Raw genomic sequence first — 13,334 nt, forward strand, 5'->3', positions numbered from 1 at the left:
TGTTCTCACCATAGGTTCAAAGATGAGAGGAGTCACACCCATGGATACCTACAACCAGGACAAAATAGACGAAGTAGTCCTCGCCCTGCTACAACTGACGCTCTATGATTCCTACCGCGCCTGGAAAGGTGTGATTTGACAACTGATTTGGATCTGCCCACGGATTGCGCAACGAGGTAGTAGCAAGAGAGTGACAGCTTGCTGACCGACCGTTCCTCAATGTTAAGCATATTTGCAGAGAAGCGGCGATATGGTAGACTTTTCTGAAAACACCTCACTTTGAGAAAAGAGAAACCCATGAGCGAAACGAAGACCTTTCACACTCCTCTGGCAGTCATTGCCGATATCCATGGGAATCGTTGGGCCCTGGAAGCGGTCTTGCAGGATATTGATCGCCGAGGCATCCAACAGATCGTGAATCTGGGAGATCACCTGACAGGCCCGCTCGATCCCGCGGGCACCGCCGACCTGCTCATCGCCCGCACGATGGTGAACGTTTGCGGCAACGACGATCGCGAGCTGTTTCTACCGCAGGAAAAACGCTCGTTCTCCCAAAACTACACCTGCACCCAACTCAACCCAGCTCATTTTGCCTGGCTGCACTCCTTGCCGGACACAACCATTGTTGCCGATGAGCTCTTTGTCTGCCACGGTGACCTCTTTGATGCGCCGTATCTCCTTGAAGATGTCACTCCTTCTGGTGTCTTTTTGAGAAGCACTTCAGCCATCGTGACCAGCGTTGCTGAGATTGCCCAATCCGTTATCCTCAGTGGACATAGCCACATCCCGCGCACGGTTTCCCTCCCGCAAGGAAAGCTCCTCATTAACCCTGGGAGCATTGGAATGCCGGCCTACTCGATGGAGACATATGGTATGGAATCCGGCAGCCCTCATGCTCGTTATGCGCTTTTGTATCAGAACCAGTATGGGTGGCAGGTGGAGCATATCCAGGTGTCGTACGCGTGGGAGCAGGCAGCGCAAGTCGCACGTGGCAATCAGCGTGCTGATTGGGCACAGTGGCTGACCACAGGCCGAGCGCGCTAATCCGCAGCAATCCGCCTCATTCGCTTCGCACGCCTATTGTTTACAGACGGAGGAAAGCAGCAAAGCGTTTGTCATGCCAAAGAGGTGAAGATTGGTTGGTGGCGAGAGCGTACGCAATCCGTGGGTAAATGATATTTCCTGCGTGCTTCACTTCCCCAGTGGGAGCGTTTTGTAAAAGATGATAGTGCTGTCAAGCGTCCCGTTCGCGCTTCGCGCATACGCTGGAATGATGCCAACTTCGCAATACCCTAACGTGCGATAGAGCCGCTCGGCGCTGTCTCCCTCGCGCGTATCGAGCACGAGTAACGTTCGCTCACCGTCACGAGCCACCTGCTCAACCGCATGCATGAGCGCTCGCCCAACCCCTCTCCGACGTTGACTGGAGAGGACAAAGAGTTTCTGCACTTCTGCCCGATGCTTTGCATTCGGTTTCGTCGCCAATGACAGTTGGACCGAGCCAACGATTTGACCTGCGTCGCATGCTACGAGAAGCACGCAGGTGCCCTGGGCTACTCGTCCTCCAGTAGTGCTGCGCATCCTCTATGTTCAAGGGCGGCAGAAAGCCAACCGAGGCTCCACTGGCGACAGTATCCTGCAGCAGACGGATCAGTTGAGGGAGAACGGCCGGTTCCTCTTCGGGAGGAACGCTTTTGATGGAGGGTACGAGTGAATCACGCATCGTTTCGCGTTGTTCCTTCCTTGTCTTGAGAAAACTCCTTCCGCTATTGTAGCCGAAAGCCCAGGAATTCCACAAGGGCTATGTCCTCAGACGAGCTTGCCAGGAGCCTTCGTCTGCTTGAGTTTATCTCGTTGCGCATTCCGTGGGCAGATCCGAGATATGGGTCAAAACTCGTTTTTTGGCCTTAGAAGACGTGCAACCCCTACCAGCTTTAGCTTTGACAAGGCAGAAGCCTTGTGCTGGCGAACAACAGCCCGTCCGCTTTGAGGTGGGAGAACCCCAAGACAAAGAGAGTACGGAGAACTGTCCTTTTTCTGAGACAGTCATGGAGCTTCAGTCAGCACAAATCCGAGCCACGGGAGTGGAGAAACTCCAGTGTCCGGCGTGCGGAGCAGCCAGAAAGGCGACGATTCGGGGAGAACTCGCTATCTATTCCCCTCACACGCCGCTGCGCATGACACGTGCGAACAAAGGCCCTCTGTGGATCAGGCAAGGGACAACCTGGACGAAAAGGTAGCGAGGAGCGTATACTGCGCTCCTCGCTCGTTTGGGATGCAAAAACGAACCAGTTCTCAACCACCCATTAGGGCACAAACCGTTTCCAATGGCCTTCGGAGACAACTTCGACGACGCCATCAACCACTTGTATGGCGGTTTGATCGTCAATCGCGTAGGCCGGCACCGGCATGCCGGCGGCCCATCTTTCTGCGTCGGCCATGGTGTTTTCCGGCAGATCCTCGTGATCTAGGTGCGGGAATATCGAGAAATCAACTATGCCCAGCGTTCTATCGCCACCGGCGGGCGACTTCCACCCGACGAAGTCCTCTCCAATTCTGGGGGCCATCACCATGCTCCCGGCGCTCAGCCCCACCCAGACCGTCTCGGGAAGCTCCGGTAAGAGGTCCGCCAGCCCGGACTGCCGCATCCAGTGGCACAGATACAGCGCATCGCCGCCGTTCACCAGCAGGACGTCTGCCTCTCGGACCCAGGGGACCCAGCGCTCTTCACCGATGCTGGGCAACGCGGTGAGCTCCAGCACGCCCAAGGACTTCCAACCCAGCTCGCACATGGGTGTGGAGGACTGACCAGTGATGAAACGCCATGCCCCACCAGGACTGCCCGTGGGGTGCCCGTACCCCGCAGTGGGGATGCAGAGGGCGCTGGACTCGGCAATGGGTTTGCCCAGCAGATCAACCAGAGCGTTACGAATGCTGTCGTTTTTGATGCCAGCCGAGGTGAGCAGCAATTTCATTAAGTGGTTCTCCTTGCCAATTGAATGGGAGCCGCAAGGCTCCTCTAATCCCTCTCTTTGAGACGGAAATCGGGCGTTCCGCAGCGCTTACGCGTTGGTCGTCTGATCAGGCGAGCGCGTCTAGTGGTGCCCCTGAAGAAGTTTAGCATACGAATCTACAAAAGAACTTCTCCAATCTTGCTCTCCTTGTCATGCAGGGCTGCCGCCGCGCATTCCAAAACACGGTCTCAGAAGCAGAGTTGCGTGTGTATTTCCAGTATTCTGTACCATTTCTCTCGATACAGAGCGGTTTCTCCAGAACTTCAGCGATCCATTCCTGGGTTTCGCGCTGATTTCCTGGGTTTCACCCAAAATTTTGTAGCAGTTTGGCCCAATTTACTATTACCAGGATATCGATCTGCCCAAAGCGTTGGATCGTCTGATCGACAACCTGTTCGCAAGCTTGTGGGTCAGTCACATCTGCAATCGCTCGCCCTACTCCTCGTCCCGCTCCTGTAACAATCGCAATTTTGCCATCTAACCTTCCCATATCCGTTTTCCTTTCGTTCTTCTGCTGGTTACGTACGTGTCTGAGCGCCTCTCGTTCATGCCAGTTTCTCAACCGGAAACTGGATCTCGGTCAGCGCATCGTCCAGATTTTCGCCCCGGCGCAGGCGAAGCTTGCGCCGTGATCCAACAATGGTGTAGGCATTATTTTCCATCCAGATTCCCAGCGCGTGATAGGCCGACAGCGCAAGCGTTCCGATGAGAGTCCACTGCGAGGGACTCGACCTTCTTGAAGCAAGCATACTATCTCCTGTCTTTTTACGTCCCAGCTATTACGGGGAGATGGAAGACATCGGCACTTGCTTGAGCACGTTCGCTCGACTCAAAAAGAGTGATACCAGCGACGCGATCTCCAGAGACAACGAGATCGCTCACCATATGAAAGCCTGCTTTCCTGATACCACGACCCGATGCTTCGTTGTCGGGCAGATATCCAATCCAAAAGCGCTGAACAAACCGTTCCTGATGAATGATGTCCTGGAGCAGATGAGGATAGATGCCACGACCACGCCACTCTGGAAAGGTCTGAAAATTATAGAGATAGCTATTTCCAGAGGGAATGGCAAAGGACAACTGAAGCGCCGAAATGCTTCCTTGTTGCGTTGCCATCCACCCATAGGCAACGGGAACCTCGCCCATGAAAGCGAGATAGCACCGATTCCCCATCTGAAAACGGGTGGCGATGGCTTGCGGAGAATGATTGGAAAGGCGTGCGACCAATTGTGTATCCGTCGAGAGGTGGGCGGAGAATATTGGGAGAGGCGAAAGACAGGGTAAGGAATCTCCCCGCCACCAGGTTGCGAACGTCATAAAAATAGATTACCTCCTTATACAACGTTTCTAGCATACTCGCTTTTCCCTCTCAAAAACAACCAGGGTGTTACCGTTTTGTGCTGAGGACAGAGAAACAATACAACCGTGTTCCCAATCGCGGCGCTCCCAAAAGTCGCGCTGTCGTCGATCAGATGCGCCATTTGTTCTTTTCCTGTGCCTCCCTGGTGGGATGTACTTATCTCCGACAAGCTGGCAGGATGAAAAGAACGGCCTTGTCAATGGGATCTCTGATTGCGCACCTGTTGTGGTAATGAATTGTGTGAAAAAAAAACCACGAAATCGAGATCTGCCGAAAATTGGGCAACCAATCAAACCGCTTCACAGGCCTGTGGAGAAAAAAAGAGAGCAAAAAAGTGGACAGGGGCATTTCCAGCATCTACCCTGGCTGTTCGCAGTACCTGGATCAGATTTCCGGAGAAGAAAGGTGAAGACATCCAACAGTTTTCATCTCACCTACTCCACCCTGCCTATTGGTTGCCCCTTCACTCCAGGGTCTTTTTTTGTAGAATTGAAATGAAGAGAAAAAATAAAAAAGCAGATGAACAATCTGCCCCAGCAGGAATGCTACCGCAGTAGAGGTGCTGTCCCTCAGTAATTTTCAAAGAGGAGAGCAGCTCTACAAGCATGATCAAGGCAATATACCTATTGTTCCCTGATCATGAACTGAAATGAGGATTGCAGGGCCTTCATAGATCCAATGAAAGAACTCTCCTGATGATCAGTAAAACCTGTTTGTTTTTGGATATCGAGTATGAGCAACAAAAAAGTATTGCTACGTCTGAAACGAGCTCCGTACAGAGTTGTTCCGTACATTGTCGGTCTTTTGATGGACCATGGCAGGACATAGACTATCTCGAGCGAAATGTACACGTGAATGATGGACATGTACATGCTTTCAATGGACGTGTCCAGCAAAAATCTGTACAACAGAAAGGCTTCTAGCCCTTTGGCTAAAAGGCCATCTCATTGCACATCTCAAAGAGTAAATCTGTAGTTCCACAGATGAAAATAGGCAGCACTCGGAATGTTACCTCAACATTAGCAGTCTTTTTTCAAGTAAAATGTCTCTCTATTTTCCTCTATCTACCGGTCTTCCGTTAGAGATTTACGTGCAAGTAATTGAACAGCCTGGGAGTGGTTTCCGTTCATCGTTACTACCTCTACCTTTTCAGTAGCCAGGAGTTCACAACTTGATACCAAAGAGCCTAGCCATTCCATAGGATGATGGCGACAGACGGCTCCATCTCCCGTTTCAAACACTCCATATACGCCATATTTTTGCTGAAAGAGGTCGTAGCGATCTCGATTACGTTCGTCACCCTGCAACTCAAGATCACTGATATACAATATACCACCGGGCTTTAACACACGAATGAGTTCATCAATCAGCACATGCTGATCCTCATCATGAGGAATACATGTCAGCACAGCAAACAAAAAAACGGCATCAAAAGATTCCTCTGTATATGGGAGCAACGGAGAATGAATCACTTGAAAGGAAAGGTGAGGAAAAGATTGTTGACCTCAGTGAATCAGCTGAGTAGAAAAGTCCACTCCTTCTACGTTCAGATATCCATTTTCATGCAACAGATTCATGACGCGCCCATAACCGCATCCATAGTCAAGAATGCGGCTCTGCGAGTCCAGCAAGCCATCAAGCCAGGAAAAATTTACGGGATGAGTAAACTTTTTGGTGGCGGCCACCTCATCCCAATACTCAACCTGATCATTAAAATGTAGCAAGGCGGTCTCCTCAAAGAGTATGATGTGCTTATTGTAGCATTATTTCACTAGGGTGTGTTTGCAAATCATAACCAAAGCAGAATAGAGGCAAGCGTGACCATAGCCAGGAAGTTGACTGCCCGCTTCTCATAGCGGGTGGCTACTCGCCGAAACTGCTTGAGACGATTGATCGTGCGTTCAACGCGGTTCCGCTTTTTATATACGGCTCGGTTAAATGGCCCGGTGCGCGTCTCGTCGCTGCGGCGGGGAATCGTGTAATCAATTCCTCGCTTTTTGAGGTACCGTCGGATCTTACGACTACTGTAGGCTTTGTCTCCCAGGACCCGCTTTGGCTGTAGCTTGGGACGGCCTCGTCCTGCTCGCTTGACAGCCCCTTGCTCCATCAGGCATTCGAATTTGGTCGTTTCATGGCGATGTCCTGCCGTAAGCACAACCGTCATCGGTTTCCCTTGGCCTTCCACTCGCAAATGCACTTTCGTGCTGAAACCGCCTTGACTCTTGCCTAATGCTTCTTGATTTTGATCCCCCCTTTTGCTCCTGCTGCATGTTGGTGGGCACGAATCACGGTGCTATCAACGCTATGCGTTTCCCAATCAATGTGGCCTGCGGCATCGCTTTGTTGCTGCAGGGCTTGCAGGACGTGTTGCCAGATTCCCGCCTTGACCCAGCGATAAAATCGGCTTGCCACGGTTCTCCACGGACCATATCGCTCGGGAAGATCTCTCCAAGGGGCTCCCGTCCGTAAAATCCAAAGAATGCCATTCAGAATCAGACGATGATCGTGTGCTGGACGACCCACATGGGGCTTTTGCGGCGGCAGCAAGGGGGCCAGCTTTTCCCATTGCTCATCGCTCAATTCGCCTCTTCTCATACTCCTTTCTATCGGCTATTTGCAAACACGCCCTAGTACGGTACTCATCATAGGCTATCTCCATCACGAGAGAACGCCACACATGAGCAATTGAAGCAAGGTCTATAAAGTTGATCTTTCCTTAAAAATAAGGCAGCTATGCCCTACTCCTTCCTGCCCTACTCCTCCCTGCCCCTTTGCTGCCCGGTGCATCGGGTAGAGTAGAAACACACAACGTCCCAATTTGTCCGGTACAGACAATACTATTCAGCACATACATCTTTTCAGTAACTGTAGTGATTTCAGAAAGGATACGTGTATGCAACTGTCTTCCTATCCACGCTACTATGCAGGTTTTGAGGTTGGTTCTGGCATCGCTGGCCTCAAAGTTATCCCGGCCGATGGCCTTCCAATGAGTCAGGATCTTGTGACCCTTCCCAGCTTTCTTGCTGATGGGGACATTTCGCTCCTGCTCCAAAGTAGTGATAGTGATGCAACGCTTTCCTCGGTCCTCCAGCCTGGAGATTATGTGATGACCTGGCAGGACCGAACGTACTTTCCCGGCAATCTGCTCGCCCACGGCACCCATCTTGACAATGCTTTTAACGATGAACGCCGCTACTGGTCTGATCATGCGCAGATGTTACTCCTTTGTCTGGCCTGTATCCTCATTCCTGAACGCTGCTTTGAGCTTCGTCTGGTTACAGCCTTACCGGTCAGTCTCTATGAGAGGGAACGACGGCAACACGTTCGTCACGCCCTTTCGCAAACCTACCATTTTACCTTCAATGGACGGGAGCGCGAGGTGGTGGTGCGCTGCGGCTATGTTGCCATGGAGGGACAAGGGATACTCATCCATTACGGAGATGAAACGAGTGAGCAAGCCGTCATCGACATCGGTGAGCGTACAACCGATCTCGTTGCCGCATCTGGACAGCGTCTGCTTGGACGCCTCTGTAAAGGGGAGCAATTTGGAGTGGGACAACTGGTAGAAGATCTCCAACAGATGGGACGAACACATCGTCGAAAAATCACCACTGAGAAAGCACATGCCATTCTTCAGGCATATGCCCATCATCAGTGTTACCCCACCATCACTATCAATGCCGGACAGATAACTGATGAGCTCATTACAGACACCATTGAACAATCCATCCAACGCATTGCTCGTCCGCTCTCATCATTTCTTGCTGGCACCTGGAATGTGGAAGAAGCCCCACCAGGATCGCAATTCGATACCATCTATCTTGGTGGCGGCGGCGCATACTACTTCGAACAGATTGTTCGTGCAACCCTCCAGGATTGTCATATCGTTACCATACCAGATCCACAAGACGCCAACATCTGCGGTTATGCCGATCTTGCCCTGGCTCTTGATGAAGAACGCTGGGAGGTCCAATAAATGCGAAATGCAGATGAAGTGTATTGGAGTACCAGTCTGCCAAAGGATCATGAGGCATTACAGGCCCTGGATGCCTATCGCCACGAATGGGGCGGTCTCAGCAGAGCGGAAGCCACGCGTCGCCTATTGATCGAATGGAACAAACTGCAACAAGGACAATCCATTGGTGCCTGGATACCAACCATCTCATCGCAGCACCAAGCTCTAAAATCACACGATCAGCCAAACACATCTGGGATGGCATCCACCTCCACAACGTCCAATCCGGTAGCACGAGCAGCCAGCCGTGTTCTCGACGATTGAGGAATGAAGCATTGTCCAATGGAGACTGATGACCGTTTTCATGCACCACCTGATGGTTCCCATTATCGGGATAATCGTCACCTCTCTCAGTAATTGACCTGAATGTTCGACGCGAGATGAGCATAAAAATTCTAGATGTCGAACATTCAGGTCATTTTTGTCCTCAAACGTGGCCTTTCGTGCGCGAACCATCATTTGCAGGCTATGAAAAAGCAATCGTGAACGCCGCTCTCTCGCGGCTAGCGAAGTCGCCACATCTCAGCAGTGAGACGTTGATCATATCTGCAGAAACGATACCACCTCTCAGGCGACTTCGCTCACACGATTGAACGGCAAGCCGCTGGCTTCTCTCCCGTGAACAAGAGAAGCCAGCGGCAGGATAGGATTTACTCTTGTGGTAATGTCGCTTGCCGCATATGCCGAGAGAGAAACAGAAATCCGGTGATCAGAAGCAGGCCACTCCACACGATGCCCACGGTCGGCAACACGCCCAGATGCTCCAGGCTCAGCCCGAGTGCGGAGGAGCCGATGGTGAGGCAACTCCACAAGATCAGGCGAGAGACGCCATTGACGCGGCCTTGCAGGGCATCTGGGACGACAGCGAAGCGATAACTGTCCATGAAGATCGCACGGATCGAGTCAGAGAGAGCGATGGCAGCGTATACGGCTCCCAACAGCAGTGGCGTCGTGATGAAGCCATAGAGAGGGAAGAGCACCACGAACACGATCAGGGCACAGCGAAGCGTGAGACCAAAGCGTATGCGCCGAAGCATCAGCGGGCAGAGCGCCGCGCCAAGCAGGTTCCCGACGCCGCCAGCGGCTCCGATCAGGCCGTAGAGCACGGACGGTATATGCTGCTGTTGCACAATGTCCAGGACGAGAAGCATACTGGCTGTGATGGTGAGGTTGACATAGCTTGAAATGAGGAAGATCGAGCGTATGACCATATGCTCCCGCAGCCAGGTGAGCCCCTCGCGCACTTCTTGGAGCAGGTGGTGACGCTCCGTCCTCCATTCATCTTGCATGGGCGAGCGGATGGAGAGCAATGAGCTGAGCAAGATCAGAGAGGAAAGCGCGTCGGTGACGAATGGGAGCAGCCTGCTGATGCTTATGAGCAAGCTACCCAAGGCGGGTCCGACAAGCGCGCTGGAGCCAACAATCACCTCGTTCTGTGCGACTGCTGTGGGGAGCTGGCTCTTTGGCACGATCCATGCCAGTGCTGCAAATTGGGCCAGCTCATAGAAAAGCGAAATGGCTCCCAGGCCAAAGGCAATGGCGTAGAGGAGAAGCAGCCGCAGTAGCCCGCTGGAAAGCCCCAGCGCCAGGGGAATGCTCGCCACGCACACCATCAAGCAGAAGGTAGAGAGCAACATCACGCGTTTGCGCGGCCAGCGATCCACCAGCGACCCGGCGGGCAGGCTCAGGAGGACGTAGGGAAGCTGTCCCAGGCTATACGCCAGCCCGGCAGCAGCAATCGAATGCGTCAGTCCCACAATGAGCAGTGGAAACGCGAACTGTGTGCATGAAGTGCCAAGCGAGGAGACGGCGTTGCCGAGCCAGAGCAAAAGATAGTCACGATTGCGCCAAAGGGAAACGGGCTGTTGAGGAGTGACTTTTGTGTCCATACATTCTGGTCGCTTTCTCTATGGTAAATAGGCTCAATCTTCCGGCGGTTGAAGGGAGTATTGACCATGAAACATCCTTTCGTTCGACGTATTTCTACGAGAAAGGAAGAAAAAGGAGCCCGGCAACACAGGAGGAGTTCAATCAATACGGGGTTGTGATACATCTCAGGATGAAGGCAACGCACATCCTCGCACCAACGCGATCAGCGCTGCGCGTGAGGAGGTCGCTATTCACAAACAGCCACGTAAGCGCGATCTGTGCCGGACTTACGCGGCCAAAAGCGGTTTCACACCGCCTGAGGGGAACAGATATCTTTTATTCATCAGCTAGAGGATAACATGGAGATCGCATCGGCGTCAATGGATACTGATCACCCCACCCATCCACTCTTCACATCCATGCGCAAGGGGATGGGAAGACTCGTCTGGCGAGGTGCACGTGCTGACAATGCCATAGCTCATGGGTATTCTGACCACGCGGATTGGGGGCAAGCTCAAGCTTGTCTGCCTTCTACTCGTCCACGCCAAGAACTATTTTCCCACCTTTCTGGCGTCTGTCGCTGGCCTAACTACCCTAAGGGCACCCCTGCAGTACCGTAACCTCTCCCCCTGTCCACACCACCCATACCCCGGTGCTCCAGGTCTGAGAAAAGTACGCTGTGAGGAGATCACACCCATGGAGAGAAGAGAAAATAGCATAGGAGACAACCCATAACCATCCACCAATGAAAGGATTCAACCCATGTCATCAGCACAAGCACCTGAAGTTCCCCAATTGCTCCTCACTATTCCACAAGCGGCCCAGAGTCTTGGCCTTTCTCGTGCCAAGCTCTATTTACTGCTCGCACAACAGAAAGGGCCTCCCGTGATTCGCTTTGGAAGATCCGTCCGCATCTCCATCGACTCCCTCCAGAAGTGGATTACAGAGCAGGAAAATGCATCGCTATAAGTGGTCAACACGAACAATACAAAGGGAGGCATACACGCTATGGGCAAGCGAGCAAACGGTGAAGGAACCGTCTACCGGCGCAAAGATGGACGCTGGACTGCCAGCATCACCATAGGCCAGGGCAGGAGGAAATATCTCTACTTTGCAACACAGAAGGAAGCAATAAAAGCCATCAGAGAAATCAATAATTTGAAAGATCAGGGTGTCATACTCGCCAGCAAAGATCAAACGGTTGCCTTTTTTCTGGAGACCTGGCTACAAGATACAGCGCAACCACGCTTACGCCCCAGAACCTATATTCGCTATCAGCACATGATACAGCGCCAGATCATTCCTGCTATTGGCAACGTCAAGCTGCAGCAACTCTCACCGCAGCACTTACAACGGCTGTATAACGGCGAATTGCACAAAGGGTACGCCCCACAAACGGTGAAGCATGTCCACCGCCTCCTGCACCGTGCGTTACACGACGCGCTTCGCTGGGGTCTGGTGGTGCGCAACGTCTGTGACGCGGTAGATGCCCCCCGTGTGCCCAGACGTGAGATGCAGGTCCTCAATGCCGAGCAGGCCAGACATTTCTTATGCATGGCACAGGGAGATCCTCTCGAAGCCCTCTATGTTCTCGCCCTGACCACAGGCATGCGCCAGGGCGAACTGCTGGGACTCAAATGGGCTGATCTCTCCTCCGACATGAAAAAGCTCCAGGTCAGGAGAACGGTTGCGCGCATCGGGAGGCTGGGCTTCGTCGTCGATGAGCCCAAAACGGTAAAGAGTCGGCGAAACATTTATCTGACAGACATCGCGGTGGACACCCTCAAACTCCACAGAATTCACCAGCATGAACAACGCCTGCAGATGGGAGCAGCGTGGAATGATCAGGACTGGGTATTTTGCAATCAACTGGGCAATCCCCTGGAAGCAAGCAATATCATGCGTCGCTCGTTCAAACCGCTCTTACAAAAAGCGGGATTGCCCATGATTCGCTTTCACGATCTACGTCACAGCGCCGCAACCCTGCTCCTCACCATGGACATACATCCAAAGATCGTCCAGGAACTGCTCGGCCACAGCACCATCACGATGACACTAGACACCTATTCACATGTCCTACCATCCTTGCAAGCGCAGGCCGTCACACGGCTGAACGGTCTCTTCACAATCTCAACATCTAGACACTAAGTCTGTTGCAGTCATGAGCTGAAAAAAGGCAATCATCGGGGCGCAAAAAAATGAAAGAGCCCGCATGGAAGCGGGCAATAACAGTCAATGTGTTCAATTGGAACTGCCTCCTCCAAGGAAGAACGCTCTCAATACGGGGGCGAGAATGTCGTCAGCGAGGCCGTGGCCTTGCCCTTCCAGGGTTCGCAACTGCGCATGAGGTATCACTTTCGAGAGCGCTCGCGCTGTCTCATACATAAAGGGATAGCTCGCGCCACCGTTCATGACCAGCGTTGGCACACGCACCTGCGCGGCTCGTTCGATAGGCACCGCCCCATCATTGCCCAGAATAGCGGTGTGGTCATAGGCAAGCGTCGGCGCTATCGCCTCAAGCGGGAGCCAGGCCGGTGTATGACGCATGGCTTCAATCTGATCGGTTGGCGTCCCAACTAACTCCATAAACAGCGCCACGGCATCACCACGGCGATCTGCTGCTAACAGCGCTGTCAGGTGTTGGATGTATGCTCTCCATGCAAGCTTCGCCTCACTCGCATCATTGTAAGGAGCCTCATACATGGTAAGCTTCTTGACCTTCTCACCAAGCTTTACGGCTGCTTCAAGAGCAAGAGCAGCCCCGAGGAATGACCATACAGGTACGCCGACCCGCCAGCCTCGTCAATCAATACCTCAATGTCCTCGATTTCACGCATGACGGCATATGGCCTGGTATCTCCGCTGTCACCTCGCCCTCGACGGTCGTAGTTATACACCGTAAAGTATGGCGCAAGAAGTTTGGCGAGCTCCGGTCCTGACCAGGATAATCGGGAGCAAAGTGCTCCAGCCACCAGGATGAGTGCGGGTCCCTGACCTGACTGATCGAATGCAATGGGAGTGCCATCTTTAGAAATGACTGTTCTCATGGTGTGTCCTCTCTTGTGGATCAACTGCT

At 52.8% G+C, this 13,334-nt stretch carries 14 protein-coding genes and 2 pseudogenes; 6 read left to right on the forward strand and 10 right to left on the reverse strand.

Features of this window, described 5'->3' with window-relative positions; genetic code table 11:
- The first annotated feature begins 40 nt into the window (after nucleotides 1–40).
- Together KDW_RS36400 and KDW_RS02205 are read left to right on the forward strand one after the other, a co-directional pair.
- Nucleotides 41–139: a DUF6429 family protein gene (locus KDW_RS36400; RefSeq protein WP_443092583.1), complete on the forward strand. Its 99-nt coding sequence runs from the start codon at nucleotides 41–43 to the stop codon at nucleotides 137–139.
- A gap of 158 nt (nucleotides 140–297) precedes the next feature.
- Entirely contained in the window at nucleotides 298–1,044 is a 747-nt protein-coding gene (locus KDW_RS02205; RefSeq protein ID WP_151754452.1) for a metallophosphoesterase family protein, read from the forward strand.
- 147 nt (nucleotides 1,045–1,191) lie between these two features.
- Here KDW_RS02205 and KDW_RS02210 read toward each other — a convergent pair.
- The 7 genes and pseudogenes from KDW_RS02210 to KDW_RS02235 form a co-directional block, all read right to left on the reverse strand.
- Nucleotides 1,192–1,699 (reverse strand): annotated as a pseudogene (locus KDW_RS02210) (GNAT family N-acetyltransferase).
- A 607-nt stretch (nucleotides 1,700–2,306) separates the two neighbouring features.
- On the reverse strand, nucleotides 2,307–2,975 hold the full coding sequence (locus tag KDW_RS02215) for a Type 1 glutamine amidotransferase-like domain-containing protein (protein WP_151754453.1): 669 nt from the start codon (nucleotides 2,973–2,975) through the stop codon (nucleotides 2,307–2,309).
- A gap of 343 nt (nucleotides 2,976–3,318) precedes the next feature.
- Nucleotides 3,319–3,504, reverse strand: coding sequence for a hypothetical protein (locus tag KDW_RS02220; RefSeq protein WP_198925167.1), 186 nt, complete (start codon nucleotides 3,502–3,504; stop codon nucleotides 3,319–3,321).
- Nucleotides 3,505–3,779: 275 nt separating this feature from the next.
- Nucleotides 3,780–4,331: a GNAT family N-acetyltransferase gene (locus tag KDW_RS02225; RefSeq protein ID WP_151754454.1), complete on the reverse strand. Its 552-nt coding sequence runs from the start codon at nucleotides 4,329–4,331 to the stop codon at nucleotides 3,780–3,782.
- Nucleotides 4,332–5,438: 1,107 nt separating this feature from the next.
- The gene (locus tag KDW_RS32585; protein ID WP_269822415.1) at nucleotides 5,439–5,846 is read right to left on the reverse strand and encodes a methyltransferase domain-containing protein; all 408 of its coding nucleotides are present in this window, start codon (nucleotides 5,844–5,846) and stop codon (nucleotides 5,439–5,441) included.
- 33 nt (nucleotides 5,847–5,879) lie between these two features.
- Nucleotides 5,880–6,098: a methyltransferase domain-containing protein gene (locus tag KDW_RS32590; protein WP_198925169.1), complete on the reverse strand. Its 219-nt coding sequence runs from the start codon at nucleotides 6,096–6,098 to the stop codon at nucleotides 5,880–5,882.
- A 65-nt stretch (nucleotides 6,099–6,163) separates the two neighbouring features.
- Nucleotides 6,164–6,969: pseudogene (locus KDW_RS02235) on the reverse strand (IS5 family transposase).
- Nucleotides 6,970–7,267: 298 nt separating this feature from the next.
- On the opposite strand from KDW_RS02235, the gene KDW_RS02240 reads away from it, so the two are divergent.
- Both KDW_RS02240 and KDW_RS02245 read left to right on the forward strand, forming a co-directional pair.
- Complete coding sequence (locus KDW_RS02240) at nucleotides 7,268–8,350, forward strand: ParM/StbA family protein (RefSeq protein WP_151754455.1); 1,083 nt, start codon at nucleotides 7,268–7,270, stop codon at nucleotides 8,348–8,350.
- The gene (locus tag KDW_RS02245) at nucleotides 8,351–8,653 is read left to right on the forward strand and encodes a hypothetical protein (protein WP_151754456.1); all 303 of its coding nucleotides are present in this window, start codon (nucleotides 8,351–8,353) and stop codon (nucleotides 8,651–8,653) included.
- Between the two features lie 386 nt (nucleotides 8,654–9,039).
- Here the strand turns inward: KDW_RS02245 and KDW_RS02250 are convergent, their stop codons facing one another.
- Nucleotides 9,040–10,278, reverse strand: coding sequence for an MFS transporter (locus tag KDW_RS02250; RefSeq protein ID WP_151754457.1), 1,239 nt, complete (start codon nucleotides 10,276–10,278; stop codon nucleotides 9,040–9,042).
- A gap of 742 nt (nucleotides 10,279–11,020) precedes the next feature.
- Between KDW_RS02250 and KDW_RS02255 the strand changes: the two genes are divergently transcribed.
- Nucleotides 11,021–11,227: a helix-turn-helix transcriptional regulator gene (locus KDW_RS02255; RefSeq protein WP_151754458.1), complete on the forward strand. Its 207-nt coding sequence runs from the start codon at nucleotides 11,021–11,023 to the stop codon at nucleotides 11,225–11,227.
- A gap of 39 nt (nucleotides 11,228–11,266) precedes the next feature.
- The gene (locus KDW_RS02260) at nucleotides 11,267–12,406 is read left to right on the forward strand and encodes a site-specific integrase (protein ID WP_151754459.1); all 1,140 of its coding nucleotides are present in this window, start codon (nucleotides 11,267–11,269) and stop codon (nucleotides 12,404–12,406) included.
- A 93-nt stretch (nucleotides 12,407–12,499) separates the two neighbouring features.
- On the opposite strand, the gene KDW_RS33550 is transcribed toward KDW_RS02260, so the two are convergent.
- Both KDW_RS33550 and KDW_RS33555 read right to left on the reverse strand, forming a co-directional pair.
- A complete protein-coding gene (locus KDW_RS33550; RefSeq protein WP_233097589.1) occupies nucleotides 12,500–12,961 on the reverse strand; it encodes an alpha/beta fold hydrolase in 462 nt (153 codons plus the stop codon).
- A 29-nt stretch (nucleotides 12,962–12,990) separates the two neighbouring features.
- Nucleotides 12,991–13,305: an alpha/beta fold hydrolase gene (locus KDW_RS33555; RefSeq protein WP_233097590.1), complete on the reverse strand. Its 315-nt coding sequence runs from the start codon at nucleotides 13,303–13,305 to the stop codon at nucleotides 12,991–12,993.
- Nucleotides 13,306–13,334 lie beyond the last annotated feature (29 nt).

This window comes from Dictyobacter vulcani (assembly GCF_008974265.1).
GTDB classification, from domain to species: Bacteria; Chloroflexota; Ktedonobacteria; order Ktedonobacterales; family Ktedonobacteraceae; genus Dictyobacter; species Dictyobacter vulcani.

Coding starts and splice junctions, on each gene's coding strand:
- KDW_RS33550 (WP_233097589.1), bottom strand. CDS start 12,961: ATGTATGAGGCTCCTTACAATGATGCGAGTGAGGCGAAGCTTGCATGG.
- KDW_RS02250 (WP_151754457.1), bottom strand. CDS start 10,278: ATGGACACAAAAGTCACTCCTCAACAGCCCGTTTCCCTTTGGCGCAAT.
- KDW_RS02245 (WP_151754456.1), top strand. CDS start 8,351: ATGCGAAATGCAGATGAAGTGTATTGGAGTACCAGTCTGCCAAAGGAT.
- KDW_RS02240 (WP_151754455.1), top strand. CDS start 7,268: ATGCAACTGTCTTCCTATCCACGCTACTATGCAGGTTTTGAGGTTGGT.
- KDW_RS33555 (WP_233097590.1), bottom strand. CDS start 13,305: ATGAGAACAGTCATTTCTAAAGATGGCACTCCCATTGCATTCGATCAG.
- KDW_RS02225 (WP_151754454.1), bottom strand. CDS start 4,331: ATGACGTTCGCAACCTGGTGGCGGGGAGATTCCTTACCCTGTCTTTCG.
- KDW_RS02220 (WP_198925167.1), bottom strand. CDS start 3,504: ATGGGAAGGTTAGATGGCAAAATTGCGATTGTTACAGGAGCGGGACGA.
- KDW_RS02255 (WP_151754458.1), top strand. CDS start 11,021: ATGTCATCAGCACAAGCACCTGAAGTTCCCCAATTGCTCCTCACTATT.
- KDW_RS36400 (WP_443092583.1), top strand. CDS start 41: ATGGATACCTACAACCAGGACAAAATAGACGAAGTAGTCCTCGCCCTG.
- KDW_RS02260 (WP_151754459.1), top strand. CDS start 11,267: ATGGGCAAGCGAGCAAACGGTGAAGGAACCGTCTACCGGCGCAAAGAT.
- KDW_RS02215 (WP_151754453.1), bottom strand. CDS start 2,975: ATGAAATTGCTGCTCACCTCGGCTGGCATCAAAAACGACAGCATTCGT.
- KDW_RS02205 (WP_151754452.1), top strand. CDS start 298: ATGAGCGAAACGAAGACCTTTCACACTCCTCTGGCAGTCATTGCCGAT.